23 protein-coding genes are annotated in these 18959 nt (G+C 48.7%); 11 read left to right on the forward strand and 12 right to left on the reverse strand.

All coding sequences use genetic code 11. The features are described 5' to 3' along the window. Position 1: 1 nt before the first annotated feature. The 6 genes from AC566Q_RS14775 to AC566Q_RS14800 all read left to right on the forward strand — a co-directional run bounded on the left by AC566Q_RS14775 (position 2) and on the right by AC566Q_RS14800 (position 5898). Positions 2–1516, forward strand: coding sequence for a sensor histidine kinase (locus AC566Q_RS14775; protein WP_499607514.1), 1515 nt, complete (start codon positions 2–4; stop codon positions 1514–1516). After that, on the forward strand, positions 1503–1955 hold the full coding sequence (locus AC566Q_RS14780; protein ID WP_105934155.1) for a response regulator: 453 nt from the start codon (positions 1503–1505) through the stop codon (positions 1953–1955). The genes AC566Q_RS14775 and AC566Q_RS14780 overlap by 14 nt, the downstream gene beginning before the upstream one ends. Positions 1956–1968: 13 nt before the next feature. Continuing rightward, a complete protein-coding gene (locus AC566Q_RS14785) occupies positions 1969–3927 on the forward strand; it encodes a response regulator (protein ID WP_499607516.1) in 1959 nt (652 codons plus the stop codon). A 213-nt stretch (positions 3928–4140) separates the two neighbouring features. Continuing rightward, positions 4141–4716 (forward strand): CC0125/CC1285 family lipoprotein, encoded by a 576-nt coding sequence (locus AC566Q_RS14790; RefSeq protein WP_499607519.1) that lies wholly within the window; start codon positions 4141–4143, stop codon positions 4714–4716. A 40-nt stretch (positions 4717–4756) separates the two neighbouring features. Further along, positions 4757–5179 carry a hypothetical protein gene (locus AC566Q_RS14795; protein ID WP_499607522.1) on the forward strand — a complete coding sequence of 141 codons (423 nt, stop codon included), beginning with the start codon at positions 4757–4759 and terminating at the stop codon, positions 5177–5179. A gap of 182 nt (positions 5180–5361) precedes the next feature. Next, complete coding sequence (locus tag AC566Q_RS14800) at positions 5362–5898, forward strand: DUF2569 domain-containing protein (RefSeq protein ID WP_105934159.1); 537 nt, start codon at positions 5362–5364, stop codon at positions 5896–5898. A 49-nt stretch (positions 5899–5947) separates the two neighbouring features. On the opposite strand, the gene yfbR is transcribed toward AC566Q_RS14800, so the two are convergent. Continuing rightward, positions 5948–6598 (reverse strand): 5'-deoxynucleotidase, encoded by a 651-nt coding sequence (yfbR, locus tag AC566Q_RS14805; protein ID WP_105934160.1) that lies wholly within the window; start codon positions 6596–6598, stop codon positions 5948–5950. 237 nt (positions 6599–6835) lie between these two features. On the opposite strand from yfbR, the gene AC566Q_RS14810 reads away from it, so the two are divergent. Further along, positions 6836–7012 carry a DUF1328 family protein gene (locus tag AC566Q_RS14810; RefSeq protein ID WP_105934161.1) on the forward strand — a complete coding sequence of 59 codons (177 nt, stop codon included), beginning with the start codon at positions 6836–6838 and terminating at the stop codon, positions 7010–7012. A gap of 37 nt (positions 7013–7049) precedes the next feature. Beyond that, positions 7050–7250, forward strand: a complete 201-nt coding sequence (locus tag AC566Q_RS14815; RefSeq protein WP_499617637.1) for a hypothetical protein — start codon at positions 7050–7052, stop codon at positions 7248–7250. Between the two features lie 65 nt (positions 7251–7315). Here AC566Q_RS14815 and AC566Q_RS14820 read toward each other — a convergent pair whose 3' ends face one another. Further along, positions 7316–7807, reverse strand: coding sequence for a TIGR00645 family protein (locus AC566Q_RS14820; RefSeq protein WP_279319284.1), 492 nt, complete (start codon positions 7805–7807; stop codon positions 7316–7318). A 205-nt stretch (positions 7808–8012) separates the two neighbouring features. After that, positions 8013–9188 carry an endonuclease/exonuclease/phosphatase family protein gene (locus AC566Q_RS14825; RefSeq protein WP_499607525.1) on the reverse strand — a complete coding sequence of 392 codons (1176 nt, stop codon included), beginning with the start codon at positions 9186–9188 and terminating at the stop codon, positions 8013–8015. A 100-nt stretch (positions 9189–9288) separates the two neighbouring features. On the opposite strand from AC566Q_RS14825, the gene AC566Q_RS14830 reads away from it, so the two are divergent. Continuing rightward, a complete protein-coding gene (locus AC566Q_RS14830) occupies positions 9289–9597 on the forward strand; it encodes a DUF1272 domain-containing protein (protein WP_499607528.1) in 309 nt (102 codons plus the stop codon). Positions 9598–9609: 12 nt separating this feature from the next. On the opposite strand, the gene AC566Q_RS14835 is transcribed toward AC566Q_RS14830, so the two are convergent. From AC566Q_RS14835 to AC566Q_RS14870, 8 genes are all read right to left on the reverse strand, one after another. Next, positions 9610–10686, reverse strand: a complete 1077-nt coding sequence (locus AC566Q_RS14835; RefSeq protein ID WP_499607531.1) for an energy transducer TonB — start codon at positions 10684–10686, stop codon at positions 9610–9612. A gap of 79 nt (positions 10687–10765) precedes the next feature. Next, positions 10766–11215: a hypothetical protein gene (locus tag AC566Q_RS14840; protein WP_105934167.1), complete on the reverse strand. Its 450-nt coding sequence runs from the start codon at positions 11213–11215 to the stop codon at positions 10766–10768. After that, positions 11208–13655, reverse strand: a complete 2448-nt coding sequence (locus tag AC566Q_RS14845; RefSeq protein ID WP_499607534.1) for an efflux RND transporter permease subunit — start codon at positions 13653–13655, stop codon at positions 11208–11210. Before AC566Q_RS14845 ends, AC566Q_RS14840 begins: the two co-directional genes overlap by 8 nt. Next, positions 13633–14502 (reverse strand): MlaA family lipoprotein, encoded by an 870-nt coding sequence (locus tag AC566Q_RS14850; RefSeq protein ID WP_499607537.1) that lies wholly within the window; start codon positions 14500–14502, stop codon positions 13633–13635. Before AC566Q_RS14850 ends, AC566Q_RS14845 begins: the two co-directional genes overlap by 23 nt. Further along, the gene (locus AC566Q_RS14855) at positions 14492–14866 is read right to left on the reverse strand and encodes a hypothetical protein (RefSeq protein WP_146129524.1); all 375 of its coding nucleotides are present in this window, start codon (positions 14864–14866) and stop codon (positions 14492–14494) included. The genes AC566Q_RS14850 and AC566Q_RS14855 overlap by 11 nt, the downstream gene beginning before the upstream one ends. Positions 14867–14985: 119 nt before the next feature. Further along, positions 14986–15126 (reverse strand): hypothetical protein, encoded by a 141-nt coding sequence (locus AC566Q_RS14860; protein ID WP_170308442.1) that lies wholly within the window; start codon positions 15124–15126, stop codon positions 14986–14988. 54 nt (positions 15127–15180) lie between these two features. Continuing rightward, positions 15181–15744 (reverse strand): BON domain-containing protein, encoded by a 564-nt coding sequence (locus AC566Q_RS14865; RefSeq protein WP_499607540.1) that lies wholly within the window; start codon positions 15742–15744, stop codon positions 15181–15183. Between the two features lie 160 nt (positions 15745–15904). Further along, a complete protein-coding gene (locus AC566Q_RS14870) occupies positions 15905–16444 on the reverse strand; it encodes a hypothetical protein (RefSeq protein WP_499607543.1) in 540 nt (179 codons plus the stop codon). Positions 16445–16907: 463 nt separating this feature from the next. Between AC566Q_RS14870 and AC566Q_RS14875 the strand changes: the two genes are divergently transcribed. Beyond that, positions 16908–17096 carry a hypothetical protein gene (locus AC566Q_RS14875; RefSeq protein ID WP_105934173.1) on the forward strand — a complete coding sequence of 63 codons (189 nt, stop codon included), beginning with the start codon at positions 16908–16910 and terminating at the stop codon, positions 17094–17096. A gap of 54 nt (positions 17097–17150) precedes the next feature. Further along, a complete protein-coding gene (locus AC566Q_RS14880) occupies positions 17151–18035 on the forward strand; it encodes a DcaP family trimeric outer membrane transporter (protein ID WP_105934174.1) in 885 nt (294 codons plus the stop codon). Here AC566Q_RS14880 and AC566Q_RS14885 read toward each other — a convergent pair. Continuing rightward, entirely contained in the window at positions 18032–18937 is a 906-nt protein-coding gene (locus AC566Q_RS14885) for a LysR family transcriptional regulator (RefSeq protein ID WP_105934175.1), read from the reverse strand. The two genes, AC566Q_RS14880 and AC566Q_RS14885, sit on opposite strands and share 4 nt — an antisense overlap. Between the last annotated feature and the right edge of the window lie 22 nt (positions 18938–18959).

Here is an 18959-nt window from a genome sequence, read left to right on the forward strand (position 1 = left end):
AATGAAGACCATTATCCGCAATACAGCTTCGTCGATATTGTTGGTTACCCTGGTTATCATTGTTATTGCCGCTAACTCCACTTACACCATCCACACCATGGATGAGTTGGCCTCGCTTGAGCGCCGGTTATTTACCACTAACCAGGTGATTAACTCTATTAATACCCTCCACCTTGCCGTACTCAGAACCGAGTCCGGCCAGCGCGGCTATTTACTCGCCGAGCGGGAACGCTATTTGGTTGACTACGAAAAAACACTCAATAAAGTCAATAACATCATTGAGCAGGTAGAAGCCAACGCGATTCGTTCAGACTTTACCGAACAGGAAGTGCGGCTGCAGCAACTGGTAGATCTATCAAAAGCCAAGCTGTCAGAGCTTATCGAAACGGTTGAACTGGCGCGTCAGGGCCGTAAGGACGAATCCATTACTATTTTTCAGTCTGACGTTGGCCTTGAGCTGTATAACGAGTTTGAAGAGGTGTTTGACCAGATTGCCGAAGAAGAATACAAAGTGCAGGCACAGCACATCGATTCGTTACTTAAACTGCGTTCAGACTCAGTCACTAACCTGATTATATCCTCACTGACCACCGGCCTGCTGGTGATCAGTATTTTTATGCTTCTGCGCATGAACATCCGCGAGACCATCCGCCACAGACGCGAATTGCAGCAACATAACCTGGTGCTTGAATCACGGGTAAAAGAACGTACCGTGGAGTTACAGGTTTACGCAGAAGAGCTGTCTCGCAGCAATCGCGAGCTGGAAGACTTTGCCTTTGTCGCCTCCCACGATTTACAGGAACCCTTGCGCAAGATACGCGCCTTTGGCAATCGCATCAGCACCGGCTACGAAGATGCACTGGATGAGCGTGGACAGGACTTCCTGCGCCGCATGCTTAATGCCGCCGAGCGTATGTCTATGCTAATCAGTGATTTATTGTCATTCTCCCGGGTAACCACCCGCGGCAAGGACTTTGAAGATACCGATTTAAATACCGTCGTTAACTCGGTGTTGGAAGATCTTGAAATCACCATCGAAGAAAAGCAGGCAGAAATTCATATCGACTCATTGCCGGTGATGAAAGCCGACGCCTCGCAAATGAGTCAGCTGTTTTTAAATTTGCTGTCTAATGCACTAAAATTTACCAAACCAGAGCAGCCACCAGTGATTACCTTGCGCTATGAGGCTATCGATGATGAGCAGGCTGCCCCCCTTAATCTGCTGCCAGGCCTGAGCTGGTTTAAACTCACCATACAGGACAATGGTATAGGCTTTGAACAGAGCTTTGCCGAAAAAATATTTGCCCCGTTCCAACGCTTACACGGGCGCTCAGAGTATAAAGGTACCGGTATCGGCCTAGCGGTTTGCCGCCGCATTATCGAACGTCATAACGGCACCATCGAAGCCTTTAGTGAGCCCGGCCAGGGAGCCAGGTTCGAATTGTACCTGCCCCAAGACGGCGAGCCGTTTACCAACTTACAACAACAGGGAGTGATAAGTCATGCCGAACAGTAGCTTACCCGTCACGATATTAATGGCCGATGACGACGAAGACGACAGATTGCTGGCGCTCGATGCGTTAAAAGAAGGCCGGGTGCTTAACAATTTACACTGTGTTGAAGATGGTGTTGAATTGTTGGAATACCTGCGCCGGGAAGGGAAATTTGCCGATCCCGCCACTTCGCCCCGACCAAGCTTGATTTTGCTGGATTTAAACATGCCCCGCATGGATGGCCGCGAGGCACTGCAGCATATCAAAGCCGATCCTAACTTGCGCAGTATTCCGGTGGTCATCCTGACCACTTCAAAAGAAGAGGAAGATATGATCCGCGGTTACGACCTCGGCGCAGCCTCTTACATTACCAAACCGGTTAACTTTGAGGGACTGGTGGATCTGATGCGCGCTATCGGTCGCTACTGGATAGAATTTGTTGAACTCCCCCACAATAAATAGGCATTCGTGACTCATGACTGACCATGTTCGCATACTGCTGGTTGAAGATGACGAAGACGATTATTTTCTGACCGCTGACTCACTCTCACAGTGCAAGTCGCCGATGTTCGAGCTGGTATGGGCCAAAACAGGTGAAGAAGCCATTGAGCATCTGCAAACGGATACCTTCGATTTGTGCCTGCTCGATTACCTGTTGGGCCAGGAAAATGCCATGGACGTGCTGGAAAAACTTAAGGGCCTGTCGGTAACCATTCCGGTAGTGGTACTCACAGGCCAGGCTGACAGTATCGTCGATGACCGGGTAATGCGCGCCGGTGCCGAGGACTTTTTAACCAAAGCCGAAGTCGATACCCCCCGCTTTATGCGGACTATTCGCTACGCTCTGGTACGCCGCGAAATTGAAACCGAGCGATTAGAACGACATCGCATCGAGCAGCAAAATAAAGCCAAGGATAAATTTCTCGCTCACCTTGGTCACGAACTCAGAACCCCGCTGGCTTCCATTCTCGGTTATACCGAGCTGTTACTGGACAGCCCTGGTAATGAGCGAATTAACGCTGAACTCTCGACCATCTTTAATAACAGCAAACATTTACTTAGCCTGCTCAACGACTTATTGGATATGTCGCGGATCATGGCCAACAAGTTAGAGCTAGTCCCACAACCCCTGAATCTAAACGGCTTTTTAACCGACCTTTATAGTCTGATGGTTATGCAGGCCAGTGAGAAAGGCCTGGTGTTAACCGTTAGCGCCAATTCGCTAATCCCCGAATATATTAAGGTAGACCCTACCAGACTTCGGCAAATCCTGATCAACCTTGTCAATAACGCGATTAAATTTACCGACACTGGTGAAGTGGCAATTAATGTTGAATTCGATAAAGGCAACGGGCGGGTTTGCTTTGCGGTAAAAGATACCGGTATTGGCATGCCGGCAGACAAGCTTGAAACCATTTTTAAACCCTTCGAGCAAATTGAGGATCTGATCCACGCCAACCATGGTGGTGCTGGTCTCGGACTGGCCATTTCTAATGAGTTAGTCAGTCGTATGGGTGGCCAAATTAATGTGGAATCGACTCAGGGCGAAGGAAGTCGCTTTTGGTTTTGTATTAAGGCTGAGGGCAGCACCGAACAAAACCTCATTCGTCTTGATCTGGACGTACCCGAGCGGCCTCCGGCCCAATTTAAAATTAATCAACATCTCGATGGCCGCGTGCTGATTGTTGATGACTTACGTGAAATTCGCCGCCTCACCGGCCGTTTAGTTAGCATGAGTCAGGCTCAGGTAACCTTCGCCCAGAATGGCGCCGACGCACTGGAAAAAATACGCAGCGCAGAGCATAACGGTCAACCTTTCCACCTGGTACTGATGGACATACATATGCCGGTGATGAATGGCATTGATTGCTTAAAGGCTATGCGCTCCTCTGGTATCCAAACGCCGGTAGTAGCCGTTACGGCCGCCAGTCGTAAGGGGCTCAGAGAGTCCTTACTGGCCGAAGGCTTTGATAATGTGATTGCCAAGCCTATCGACCGTAAAGATCTCAGTGAAGTGCTCAGCACCTTTTTGCTCCCGGCCACTCAGCCTTCTGACCCTAAAGAAACCGGCACCGCTGAGCAGAAGTCGTCGTTACTGATAGTGGAAGATGATGAGGACGCGGCCGAATTAATGTGCCTGCTGCTGAATTCAATAGGTTACGAGGCAGATATCGCACTTAATGGCCAACAGGCCCTGGAAAAGGTTGCCAATGCCCCGTCACATTATGCCCATGTGCTTATGGATCTGCATCTGCCCGATACTGACGGTTATGAACTGACCACAGCCATCGCTGAAATCGCCCCCAGCCTGACAGTGACCATTATCAGCGGCGCTGAGCCGGATAAAGCCCGGCTCGAGGGGTTACCCATTGCCCAGGTATTACTGAAGCCCGTAAGTAAAGCTGATTTGGCAGTACTGAACTTTTGCGGGTAACCCCTTGCAAGTTTTACACTGCATCTTCCCATTATTGTTGAGCTCATTTGCGAAAAACAAAATAAAAAATTAAATATCAACAACTTACATTTAAACCTATTGGTGGCACAAGCGTTGCACTCCCTCCTGTAAGCATAGGTTTATTTAGGTCAGTAAGTGTTAATCAAAGCTTTTCACAGCGGCTACTGACGATGACGCAAACAGGAAAACAACATGGATACACAACTATTAGTCAGATTATTCAGTGATGCAGTGTTGATCAGAGCTTTGGTATTCGCCGTGGTAACCACTTGTATGCTAACCGGTTGCGCAGGCTCCAGCTTAACCGCAACGCCCTATCAGGCGGCCGAGTCGGCCCGCGATGTAGGTTATTCATCACATCGTCTGTCTGAGAGGAAATTTAAAATTCTTTACAAAGCCAATAGCGCAACCAGTGAAGAAACCCTGGAACAATACAGCGAGCGACGTGCAGAAGAGATTGGCCTGGAACGTGATTACCACTGGTATCGCATAGTATCGAGTGAGGCGGTAACTATGCCGTCAATGACCGACCAACAGGTAATAACTGCCGCGCCTCAGTCTCAGACCGTTGATGGTGCAGTGACCGGTGATGTCACCGCCACCAGTCTACCCTCTAATCAGCAGTGCACGGTATCCGGCTGTGAGCAGGTGTCTACGCCCAATCCCGTTTCAGGCAAACCGTCTGAAGCTGGCATGCAATACTATGCTATGACCATCCAGTATGGTCGCTTCGAACCGATCCCCGAAGACGCTATCGAATTACGATAAGTGTTTTTAAAGGTCAAACAAATAAGGTGTAACTGTGGTTATGTCGAACACCGGAAAATGTGCCATAAAAATGTTTAAAGACCTTTTCAATCAAGGCGCAGAGCTTTACCAAACCACTCAGCAGAGCAATCAGCAGCCGCAACAGCGCGCTTGTTTACGGGTGCTGAGAGCCGAGAAGCTTCGCGCCCTGCGGCTGATGGAAGCAGAGGGCAATAGCGGTCATGATTATGCTCTGTCGGAACAGGTGAAAGAGCAATTTCAGTCAATGCTTGAGCATTACCCTTCAATTCGCCATGTTCGCGATTTCATTGAAATAGAGCAACGATTGTTGGCGAGTCTCAAAGAAAACCTGACTTCGCTGACGCCGTCCCCGTTATCTCTAAACCTGCGTACGATTACCACCCGTCATCAGCAATGTCTGGAAAAGCTCAGTCGTGAGCTTGCCAGCCAGCCGGACAAGTAGTCCGGAACAGCCACATTTATAATCAAAATTACCGCCCGAACCAGTGCCCCCCCCTGCTCCGGCGCCATAAATTTATCGCGACAGCTGCAATAATATGGCGTAAGCTACTGAAACGTAGTTGGTCCTGCCTGCTCTTATCACGAGTAAACCAGGGCTATGAGTAGCAAAAGGAAAACAATAACATGGACGCAAAAATCGATGCCCCGTCACCCCAGAAAAAGGGCCTGGGTGGCTGGTTAATTTTAGTAGGCCTTGGCGTAGTATTTAGCCCGTTTCGGCTATTGATGAATACGCTACCCACTTATGAACCACTGCTACAAAGTGACATATGGGATGCACTAACCAATCCGGATTCAGCGGCGTATCATCCTTTATGGGGGCCTTTACTGATTGGTGAGATTTCCTTTAATGTGGGGCTGTTTCTGGCTTCGCTTTATTTAATTTATCTGTTTTTCACCCGCCACTGGCTGTTTCCCTCATTCTACATTGGTATTGTGCTGTCCTCGCTGGTGTTTATTCCGGCTGATGCCTGGTTAGTTTCCATTGTGTTACCGCAAGAGCCTATGTTCGATCCTGACACTACCAAAGAGTTTGTACGAACGCTGATTGGTGCCCTCATCTGGATCCCATACATGCTGATGTCACAGCGCGTAAAAGAAACCTTTATTAAAGACCAGCAAGACCTGTCACCCGCTTTACCGGAAGCAGAATCCAACTGATACTAAAACGGCGCCCGTGAGGCGCCGTTTATAAATAGTATTTCAGAAGCTAATCCGGTGTTTTTAAATTTGCCTGATTGGCATTTTCCACCCAGTCCAAATCCTTAGTTTGTTCATCCAGCGTGCCTTTGGCATCTTCTAAGAAGACTTTGCAGAAATAATCTACACAAGGGTGCATTTCGCGATAACGCTCTAACTGGACCTCCATTTCTTCCATGGCATTGGAAAACTCGTGATTCGATTTAGCCAGCTCATAATCACACTTGAGATAGGCACACAGCACATCAGCCGCTTTGGCCAGGCGCACATGCACATCATTTTTGTCTTGTAGTATCAGCGGCTCATAACAGGTTTGCAATGGCTCTGGCAGCGTTTTAATCAGCATTTGCTCAAACCGTCGCTCGAGTTTTTTAATCGTCTGAGTCGTTTCCGGGTCGTGATATTTCACCGGGCTGGGAATGTCGCTCATACCGGCAATTTCGCTGCCTTCATGAAATATAGCCATGGCCGCTACCCGGTCGGGCTCAATATCTTCACCGTAGACTTCCCTGGCTATCACGCCAAGCATATGGGCAATCACCGACGCTTCATAAATGTGGGTAGATAGCATTTCTGACTGAAACTGCGCCATCAGCGGCCAGCGTTTTACATTACGGGCGCGCTGCATAAGTCCAATAAAGGCGGAATGACTGTTGGCCATGGGTTCTCCAGATGAAATTTAGCAATAATAAACCGATCCTAAAGCTTATCGGCAGTGATGTCAGCCTAATACAGCGACGTAGTCTGTAAAATATGCACTAATTCCTGTAACGAATTATCAAAGACTCTGTAACCAATACAGGAAAAACCCACTTTAACTTTAAATATCAATAACTTACTCATTGGCACAAGATAAGCATATATCATTGTGACATTAGATGAAATTAAAGGAGACATCATGTTAGGTTGGGCAATTACATTTTTTATCATTGCCATCATCGCAGCAGTTTTCGGTTTTGGTGGAATCGCCGGTGCAGCAACTGGTATCGCACAGTTTCTGTTCTTCTTATTTGTAGTATTACTGGTTATCTCTTTGGTTGCTGGCGCGCTTCGCGGCAAAACCCCAAGAGCGTAGTCAAACACAAACTCAATAACCAATCAGGGAGATTATTATGAAAACGTTGAAATTACTTGATGTTCTTAAAATGACTGTTATCGCTGCTTTTGCATGTTCAGTTATCGCATGTGGCGACGGTGAAGCCGAAGATGCCGGTGAAGCTATCGATGAAGCAGTAACCGATGCAGGAAATGCCGTGGAAGACGCCTGTGAAGATGTTAAAGAAGGCGTGGATGCAGAAGACGACGACTGTTAATCTGCACTCGGTACAGAAGGGCAATGTGTCACTACAAACGTGGTTGCACATTGCCCTTTTTGCGTTTAATGCTTCTTACTTTTCTTATCCAGCACGCCCATGGCAAAGGCTGAAATCACAAAGGTCAGATGGATAAGCACATACCACATGAGTTTTTCGTTTTCGATATTCTTCGCATTCATAAAGATTTTTAGCAGATGAATCGACGAAATCGCCACTATTGATGCCGCTACCTTACTTTTCAGCGTACCGGTATCCAAAGTGCCCAGCCAGGCCAGCTTTTCTGTCCCTTCTTTTAAATCAATGCTGGATACAAAGTTTTCATAGCTGGTAAACATCACCATAATGATCAGGCCAGATACCAGCGCAATATCAATCAGCGATAATACCACCAGCACAATATCGGCTTCACTGATTTCCAGCACATGGGGCAACAGGTGGAATATTTCCTGAAAAAACTTAATTCCCAGCGCAATAAGTGCCAGCGATAAACCAAAATAAATCGGCGCCAGTAACCACCGGGATGCGTACATCATACGCTCAATTAACACTTCCAAACCAGGCCTCCTGCGTTGGAAAAACTTACTTGTCAGAGAAGAAAAAGGAACTGCTCACAGCACACATTGATGATGTTAATTAACCTAACTGAATGTCAGCGGCGCGGATAATTCCTGCGGCTGGTGATTTTATCAGAGCCGTTCATTTTGAGGTATCATTTCTTATAATATTTAGCGACCCTGAGGCAATCCTTGCGACACCGTTTTAATCCTCGTCAAGAACAATGTCCAGCCATACCAGACGATGATCAGAACTGCTCTGACGGTCTTTAACCAGCCGGTATAAAGGCGATGCTTTTACAGGCCAGAACACACCACCGCCCTGCACTGTAAGCCCCTGCTTAGAGGGCAACACATAATCGGCCCGTGCGCCCCAGTAAGCGGTAAAACGGCTGCTGTAAGACTGCTCTGCCGACTCGCTGGCGCCTTCACTTTGCGGAATAACACTGCTGTTAACCAGCGGATGTTCGGTTAACTGCTCGATGACACCCGGACGGTGCTTATCACCGATATCGGCCGCATTAAAATCACCTACGAGAACGAAACGCTGCCCGGCAAACCCGCCTTTTTCGCCGTTATCGTCATAAATATAGTCCGCTTGCCCAGGTGATAAATAGTCAGCCATCAGCCGGATCTCATCGTGATTGCGTTTACCGTTACGATCTTCGGGCCCATCAAAGGTAGGCGGTGTGGGATGCATGGCCAGAATGTGTAATTTTTTACCGCCAATAGTAACCGGAATATCCCAATGTGATTTTGAACTGAGTCTTACCGCCGCCCACTCCTTGGGAGTAAACCAGGGCTCGCCGCTGGCCGGCTGCGTGATTTCCAGGGCGCCGGGCATATCCCGCCATAAAAAATGCTGAAACGTGCGTACCGCAGCCACATCAATCGGATAACGCGACAGCAGCGCCATACCATACTGACCGGGGTACATTCCCCAACCGTAGGCGTCACCCGCGTTACCGGTTTTCTCGCCGTTGTTGTCCAAATCGAAAGACGTAGCAACGCCCGTATTTACCGGCGCAATATATTGATAAGGATAATCAATCGCCGCCTGACCCTGCTGACTTTTATTCAGGTAGTTTTTAACAAACAACGAGAGAGCGGTTGGCTTTGCATCCGCATAATAGTCAAATTCATTAAGCAGAATAATGTCCGGGGCTACCCGTTGAATAATTTCGGCAATATTACGAATCTGCGGATGCTCACCTGACTCTAACAAGGAAAGTAATACCTCAGCGGAATTTTCAGAGACTCCCTTCGGCTGATAATTACTGGCCTCCATACTGACATTGAATGTTGCAACACGCACCGTATCAGCGTAAACATTATGTAGGGAGAAAAAGGCCAGAAAAAGGGACAAAAGCGTTTTATTCATATTCAAATAGGCAACAAAAAGAAAGGCATAGTGTACGCTAAATCACACTAAGAAAATAACCCCGTGTGAATTGGTATTCGCACATATTAAGGAGACCCCTGTGCTCACTTTAAAACCCAATTGCGAAGGTTGTGATTGCGATCTGCCACCCGATGCAACAGAAGCGATGATTTGCTCTTATGAGTGTACTTTTTGTTTGAAGTGCGTTAATGATTTACTGAGCAATGTTTGCCCGAATTGCGGCGGCGGTTTTACACGACGGCCCGTCAGGCCCAAAACTGCGCGCCGCCAAGGGGTTAGCCTGGCTTATCAACCAGCTTCAACAGAGCGCGTAAATACCAGCAAAAGTGTAAACGAAATCAAAGCCTTTGCGGCACAAGTTAAAGATATACCGCCCTGGCAACGTTAACGGAACGGCGAATTAAATTGCGCCGATGTAGTCACCTACCTCAACCACTTCAAACTGCGCGCCGGGAGAGCCGGACACGTATACAGAACATTGCCCCCAAGACGACGGGATGTGCCATTCTGATTTGCTCACTGCCGTATAGCGCGAGAGTTTATTGTCACAGCGAATCTGCACTTCATCCAAATCGCCTTCGGCAATATTCAGTGCAAAGGCGTTGCGACTAAGCTGATGAAATACGCGCCCTTCCTCATCGATGCTCGCCTTACGGATCATAGGTTCGCTACCCTGCACCAACGCTTTTACTTTCTCGGCATAAGGAGCAAGCTGCGCCAGCTGTTCCGGTTTATCACCTGCTAAGTTTTCCAGCTTGTCATAAGCTTTCATGGCCTCGTTGTACTCACTCAGAGCGATGGCCAGGACAAATTCGCGCTCAAGCAAATACTGCTTTGTCGATGCACGAACCGCTTCGGTATCTACAGCCAGTGCACGGCGCACACTTTTAAGCTCACGCTCAGTGTCGTCTGTGGCTTTGGCATAATAGGAGTCGGCCAGCCAAAAGTAAGCACTCTCTGTATGATTCCATAGCTGATCGTCTCTCATTTCGGCAATTAATTCTGCCGCCAGGGGTAAATCTTTGTTCGTGATTGCCTCTGCAACGTCTTTATAGCGACGCATAAATTTGCGGGTAACACCCGATGAACCAGCCAGTCTGAAATCAATTTGCACCATATTCCGGCACTGCTGAATGGCCTCTCCATCCTGCATTGCCGGACTGTACTGCCAGCGTTTAACCGCTCGTAGCGTGGCTTTCTCGAACGCTTTTAATCCGCTGGAGTCCTGTACAACAGGATCTTCCACTTCGCCATCTTTGTTGATCACGAAACTCACTTTAACCCAGCCCTCTTGGCTTTTTCTGGCCGAAGAGACCGGATACTGGGGATCGACCCGTTTAAGCGGCTGTGCCTCAACCACCGTAGCGATATGTTCAGCTAAAGGAGCTTCCGATGGCGCCGCAGATTGAGCCAATGATAAACCTGAAAACAAGGCCAGTACGAGAGGAGCTGGTGAATACGAGAATGGTTTGCGCATAGAATCATTCCTTCCTTAAAATGACTTAATAAACATAACCATAGCCGAATTACTACACGACTTCAATGACGCATGGTATTTATACATCCCGTGACCAGCGCAGAAACAGCCCCAGCGACATAAGGAGTAAACTGGCCGCCACCACTACTGCCACCGGATAAAATAAATTACCGGCAAGATCGAGCTGACTGTACTTGATAATCATAATCAGGCCTTCCAGCACCAGAGCAATCACCACTACGCTGACGAAGCGGGTTACCGTGCGACGAATAGACATAAACAGGTCGTCTTCCTGGTTATGCCGATACTCTTTAAAAATTCCCATGGCCAGCTCGTAGGTTGCCAGGGCAATAAATAAATCATTAACTGCTTTAATAACCGCTGACACGAAGTCCTTATCCGGTGCGAACCCTTGATAGAAATGCAGCCCTGCCATCACAATCATGGTGGCGGATACACACATAAAGAGTCCGGCAAAAAAGCGGGCTGAAATATCTTTCAGCCAGCCATTGCGCAATACATCAGACATTGGCTTTATCTCCTTGCGGTTGAGCTGGCGCAGATTGCGTTGCCACCAGCTTGTTTAATAACGCGGGCAGTAAGGTGAGGTCGGCCACCAGTGCCATGATCATGGCCAGCGCGGTTAGCAAACCAAAGTACACACTGGGCAGAAAATCAGAAAAACCGAATAATGAAAAGCCAACTGCAATAACTGTTGTGGTCATCAAAATGGCCAGACCGCTGTGTTTAAAGGCTTCTTCAGCTGCCGCTTTAGCCTGCCCGCCGCCCTCTTTTAACCCTGCCATATAGCCATGAACAAAATGCAACGTGTCATCCACGGCAATCCCCATGGCGATAGCGGCAATGGTGATGGTCATGATATCCAGTGGGATCCCCGCCCAACCTATAACGCCCAGAATCGCCAGCGTCGTTAATACATTGGGGAGCAGTGCAATAAGGGCAACCTTGAGAGAACGGAAAATCGCCAGAAATACCAGACCCAGCGCAATATAAACCAGTCCCAGAGTCGTGATTTGCGAGTCAAATAGCCGGCTCAGAATATCCTGATATAACACAAAAAGGCTGGTTAACTGGTAGTGGTCGGCGGCTATTCCCACGCTCGCCAAATCCTGCCTGAGGTTATTCAGAAACTGCTCACGGTCGAGGCCCGCGGTGGTATCCTGTACCCGAATCGCAATACGTAAGCGCTGGTCTTGCTCAGAAAAATATGCCCCCACCAGTTGATTTACCACTTTTTCGTTAAGCAGGTAATAAATGCTGGTCAGTTCATACTCTGTAAGCGGTCGGCCGTTATTAAGCTGTGTGGCCAGCGCCGTAAAATTGGCCAACGACGTTACGCTACCGGTTGCCTCAAATGCAGTTACCGCCTGTTGCACTAATTGCAACTGATTGACACTGTCGGCACTAATAATTAACGACGGATCGTCCGGTTTATCCGTTACGGTAAGAATAATATCCAGTGCAGTGGTGCCACCAAACTCCTTATCAATATACGCCAGTTCACGGTGCACCTGAGTGTCGTCGGCAAAGTAATCGATAAATGAATTTTCTACGTTGAGTCGGGTAATGCCCACACTGAGCACAATAAAAATAAGAGCGGTACCGGCAATCGTCAGCCCTGGTCTGTTAAGCGTCTGCAGACGACTACGGCGTAACAGCCTGCGAATAAAGCCGTAATCCTGCGCCTCGCTACCAGCCGGTAACAGCGCCAGCAGTGCCGGAAACAGAATAAGACTCACTAACTGCGAAATAATCATTGCAATCAGCATCATTAAACCAAAAGAAATCACCGGCTCAAGGCCGCTGAAAAGCAGGGCCGCAAAGCCAACACTGGTCGTCAGCGAGGCAAAAAAGCAGGGGCTGAGCTTGTCTTTGAGCATCAGCTCCACCCGTTTGTGTTGTTCGGTATCGGAGTGTTCCCGGGCAATATAGCGGTAGCTGCCGAGCATATGAATCATCACTGCCAGCGTCAGGATAATCTGTAACGCGACAAAGTTAGCCGAAATCACCGTGGCGCGTAAGTCTGCCCAACCCAACGCGCCAATAGTCAGAGTCACACTCAGGCCACAGCTTAGTAGCGGAAACACCACCCACTTAACCCGGCGAAATAAAATAGCCAGTAACAATGCGACTACCAATGCGATGGCGAGCCCGAAAATCACCAGGTCAGATTTGATAATATCAATCAGGTGCTGCCCTACCACATAAGAGCCCCCCAGATAAGTATTGGCCCGTTGATTATATGGCTGGGTAATTTCGTTTAACTGGTTAATTTCCTGCTTACGGGTTTGAGTGAGCGCCGCGCGCAATGGCTCGGCCTTCGCTTTAAGCGCTTTGAGTCGCGCTTGCTCATCTTCGCTCAGTTTACGATTGAGCAGGTGCGCCTGAATTGCTGTTATTTGCTGGTCAATTTTCACCAGTTCCGGATTAGGCTTAAACACAATCTGGATGGACGTAGCCGTGTTGTCACGGTTAATCAGCAGATCGGTGAAAATCGGGTGCCCGCTGACCAGTTCTTTCATCCGCGCAGCCGAATAACGCTGTTTTTGCCAGGTGAGATTGCTGACATCAGTCTGACCGGAAAGGGCATCAGCACTGTCGATAAGCGGCACCGTTAATATGGATGTGACACTTTCCACCCGCGGGATCTGTTTAATTTCCTGCTGCAAGCGGCTCAGATCGCTGAACGTCTGGTCGCTGAACACGTCGTGCTCACGGGGCTCGTAGGCTAACAGGATAAACTCGTCGGGATTAAAGGTTTGCTGAGCGACCTGAGTCTGGATATACAGTTTGTTATCTTTCACCAGCAAGGTGTCGGCAGAAGCGGCAATCCTGAACTTGCCAACACCGGTCAGGGCTAGCGCCAGCAAGGCAGCAAAGGCAATAACCACCGCCCAACGCCAGCGCACGATGCCGGTAGCAAGATTATTGATCAGTGTTTTGTTCATACATCAAATCCCTGGTCTGTCCCTGTAGATACTGATTTCGGAAGTACAAGTAGGGATCGTCGGCGTTTTTATACAAATTCTGGTAGGTTTCAGACTGCTCGGAAAAATCGTCCACGCCATCAAAGGCTCTGAGCTGATAATTTTGCGGCGCATCGGCAACATGGTTTACCGGATGGATAAAGCCTTCGGTTAATACCGAAAAGCCGCCTCTGACATCGCTTTGACCGAGTAGCGGTAGCACCAGGTATGGGCCAGAGCCCACTCCATAGGTTGCCAGAGTGTCGCCCACTGAGCGTCGTTTCGGCTCAATTTCAAACCAGCTGGTAGCAGGGTCGAATAACCCCAGTACCCCTACCGTAGAATTAATTAAAAAACGGCCGAGATTAGCACCGGCATCAGACACCTCTCCTGAGAAAAGGTTATTCAGAAGATTCAGCGGTTCACGCAAATTAGCAAAAAAATTGCCTACGGAAGAGCGCACTGGCTGGGGTACCACGGCCTTATAGCCGTCACTTACCGGTATCAGTACATATTCGTAAGCGGCATGATTAAATGCAAATACTGAACGGTTAAACCCTTCCCAGGGATCGTAATATTGCGGTGCAGTGGACGGATCAGCCACTGGCGCGTTGGCCACCGAGACAACCGCAGGAGCGACATTTATTTCCCCCTGCGAAGTGGTTATGGAGACCGATTTGCCGGCGCTTAATTGTTCTTTTTTGGCAGGCTGAGTTGCGCTGGGATCGCTTGCCTGAACTGCCGTCTCTTCAGTCTGAGCCGGCGGTGGTACCGACGAACACCCCGTCAGCAAAAACAGCGCTGCCGAAAATACTACTTTATAATACATAACTGCCTTGTCCGGTCTTCATTTGATGATGACGCAAAATATTGCTGGCACGTTGCACCGCATCATCGCGGTTGTATTGCCAGTTTTGCTGTTCATAAGCACGCGCCTGAGTGACATAAAACATGATCCTTTTGAGTCGCAACGCGTGCATACGGTTGGCACTGTCAAACTGCGTTTCAGCAACGCTCGCCTCGAGCTCTGTAAGCGCTTCGGAATGCAATGTTGTCTGCATAGCTGCATCACTGCTCACCCACCCGGATACCGAGCGGTTTACCGATTGAGAAACTGTTGTTGTTTGACTGGCTGCCAAAACACCGCTGCAAACCAGTAGAGATCCTAATGCCCATTTAGTTAAACTTCGCATCGCTATCACCACGGTTGTCTGATTGATTAGTGCTCGTGGTAAGAGAGTTAATCGTCCCTGACCACGTCGCTGCTTTTATTGCCACTCATGGATTTTGCACCGGTAGCACCGCTGGCTACCTATTCATCTTCCTGCTCATCATCTGACGGCAGATTCACTTCGTACTGGCTCGGATGTGCCGTTTCTTCATAGCGGGCAAACCAGTTAAAGATGCCGGGTGTTGAGTTCATTGCTGATGAGTTGTTATTGCTGTTATTCATGTGCAGTTCCATGCAAAAAAAGCGGTTGGTCGACACGACCAACCGCAGACAGGCTTATTCAGATTCGACCACCGAGAGCTGGTCGTCTACAGATTTTACTTCTGAGGCGTTTTTAGCAATTTCTACTGCCAGGGCACGCTCAGCTTCGCTACCCACGGTACCTTTGAGGATGACTTCACTATCTTCAACATCCACATCGATGTCCAGACCAGAAATGTCGGTATCCATAAGCAGGCGGGATTTCACTACAGTTGCAATTTTAGCGTCGGTGAGATCGCTGGAAGTTTCTTCACTGATCATCTCTTCATCATCGCTTTCGATGATAGTCAGACGATTATCCACTGATGCAACGCCATCGATACCGGTCACCAGTTCCTCGGCCAGCTTCTTATCCACGCTGCTGTCCACCTTCCCGGTCAGGATGATCACGCCTTCCTGCACGTCAGTGTTAATATCGAAAGAATTCAGATGAGTATTAAAAAGCAGCGTTGCTTCTGCCTTACCATCTATCCAGGCATCCTTAGCCTTATCTTCCCACTTTGAATCGGCTAAAGCCGGACTCGCGGCTGATGCCGTAATTACCCCTACAACCATTAAAGAAAGTACTGAACGTTTCATAATGTCGCTCCGATTGAGAATTCGAAGTGACTATTGCGATATTCAGGCCAAAAATTAAATATATGATTTTATTGGATTTGTTAGCGTCGGGAGAAACAAAGAGCCCGCTAATGTGTAGCGAATTCTCGACACTGTGAAGAAATTACCCAAAAGTATAAGATCAGTTGATACCCGCAACCGATTTTACTGCGGCACAGATGTTTTCGCGCTTCTTAAAGTAACTCAGGGCAATCAGACAGTTATCTTCCGGCCAGATGGCCTGCTGTAACAGCGATTTTTCTTCATCTGTTAACTGACTGTCGTCGAAGTGGATGGCAACCGCCTTTTTATTTGGCGTCAACACATGGGGTTTAGCATCCGTTACCAGATTGTCGGCAACAAACAAAAAACGCCGCGCGACCGGGTCCTGCACCACACCAATAGCATTATGGTAGTGAATCACTGACGGCCAGCCTTCAGCGATGCGACTTTGATAGAAGATCAAAAATGTGAATAGTAACAATACCACTAAGGTCATGGTGATAAAGGTTTGCGACAAATCCGGCGCTACCGTTACCAGACCACCAATCGCCGCTACAAACACCACCCAGAAACCAAACACTCTGCGCAGCACATAGGGTGAAACACCCGAAATAACTTTGGCATGTTTAATTTCCTGTGGCTCTAACTCCAGTAGAGCAACCTGACTTTGTGAGTTCACTTTAGACGCTTCAGCGATTGAGGTTGTGATGTGAGTATCTTACCTAAATAAGCGGCTCGTACAATGATTATTCCGCTGCTATCTAACGCCTACCCCATGTTTTTACAGGAAATTATGACAATTTCAGCAACTCGTTTACATAACTGGTGAGCATTTAAGCAAATAGACTTGAGTGTAGCAAAAAAGACGATAGCAGTTTATCCAGCCGTTATGCTTGCGGCGCAATATTGGACTCGGTTGATTCCAGTGACTTTTTTGACCTGCATCAGTATGCACTTTGTGTTCTTCGTTACACTTATTACATACCTGAAGTCAGTATTCAGGTGTTTCTTAGATAATGACTCTCTTCGGATTCATTTATGCATTTTTAGAAACAATGTGTTCTTCATAAAGCATATATCGCCACCAGGTTTATTCGTACATTACGTGGCTGATTTTTCGTACTCAAAATAATGGTTTTTCTATGCATGCATTCAACTTAAAAGCCCTCGCTGCTGCAGGGTTAACCTCGGCATGGCTCGCCTCTCCGGTTGCCGCCATCGAAATATATCAACAGGGCGAAGGCGATAATAAAGCCGTGGTCTCTATCGGTGGCTATGTAAAAATGGACATCCGCCATGTGAATGGTGACATCGCTTATCAGGATTACTGAGTTGCCAACTACCCAGGCGGTGAGCCTACCGATACCTCTCACACCGGCTTCAACGTGCGGGAGTCGCGGGTTAATCTGAAAGTCGATTACGGTGATATAACCGGCTTCGTAGAAATAGACTTCTACGGCGGTGGCGGTAACGAAATCATCAGCAATTCCTCAAACCCACGCTTGCGCCACCTCTATTTTACCTATCAGAACTGGACTGCAGGCCAGGCCTGGAGCACCTTTATGCCGGTGCGTTCCATGCCCGAAACCCTGGACTTTGGCGGCCCGTTTATAGGTGAAGCCTTTATGCGTGCGGTACTGGTTCGTTACACCTATGGCAACTGGGAATTTGCCCTGGAAAACCCGGAAACCTGGGGTGATGGTGACATTGGTACACCATCCAGCGCCATTGGTTTAAGTGGTGACGATGCCGACCCGGATGAATCTATCCCTGATTTTGTTACCCGCTACACACACAATGCCGACTGGGGCTGGGTTGCCCTTGCTGGTATGGTCCGTCAGGTCGATGAAGGCGGTATTGATGAAACCGCTTTTGCCGCGAATATCGCGGGCTTCTTCAAGGTTTTTGGACGCGATGATTTTCGTTTTCAAATCACTGGCGGTGAACCGGGTCGCTACGCTTCGGCAGCCATGACGCCGGATATCGTCATCAATCCGGCCACCGACGAAACCGAAGTGGAACAAACTCTGGCCTACAGCTTTTCTTACCGTCATCACTGGAATGATAGCCTGCGCTCAACCGCTTATTATGGAACAGCCGAGACGGATGTGCTGGAAAAGAAACGCTCACAGTGGGGCGTCAACCTGATAAAGCAGGTCAACCAACACCTCAAAGTGGGCGTAGAATACGGTAACTACGCCATTGACGATGAGGGGATCCTGGCGGTGGATTCAGACTACCTGCAGGTTTCTGCCCAAATGTCGTTCTAAGCAAAATACTGTTTTTTGCGCTGCAGCGCCTGACGAAAGTGCTCAACCAGCAGGTTGAGCTTTTTGTCGGGCTGCCGTGAGCCAGGATACACCGCATAAATGCCCAGCTCCTTGCCAACGTAGGGCGACAATACCGACACCAGCTTACCCGCTTCCAGCTCTTCGTGGATCAGCGCCCTAGGTAGATAAGCCAGTCCAAACCCGGCCAACACGCCATGCTTTAGAGTATCCAGGGTGTTAGTGCGATACCGCCCCTTCACTGCCATCAGTTTGTCCTCGCCATCTACCCGAAACAACCAGGCTTCAGGTTTTGTGCCTTCATACTTATAGAGCAGGCAATGGTGCTTCTCCAGCTCATAGGGGTGTTCCGGTTCACCGTAGGTTTGCAGATAGTCGGGCGTAGCACAGACTACCCAGTTGGAGTCCACCAGCCGTCTGGCCACCAGCGAAGAATCGGCCAGATTAGCGGTGCGGATCGCCAGATCGAAACCTTCGTCAAGAATATCCACCACCCGGTTAGTTACCCTGAGCTCAACTTCAATGCCCGGGTATTGTTCGCAAAATTCGACTAATGCCTGGTTAAGTACCAGATTGGCCGTTACCACCGGCATGGTTATTTTAATTCGCCCGCGAATATCACTGCTGTAACCGGCTACCACGTCTTCGGCGTCCTGCAAAGCCTGCTGGGCAAGTTTAGCCTTTTTATACAGTGCCTGGCCGGCATCTGTCAGGCTAAGCTTGCGGGTAGTGCGATAGAGCAGTTGCACATTCAGGGCTTTTTCCAGCCGCGCCACCCGCTTGCTGACCACCGACATGGTTATTTCATACTTTGCCGACACTTTGGAAAAAGAGCCTTCTTCCACCACATGGACAAACAATAACATGTCATCTGCTTTTACCATTTTACGTGTCCGGTCTCGTTTA

The sequence above is a fragment of the Alteromonas sp. H02 genome (assembly GCF_059682525.1).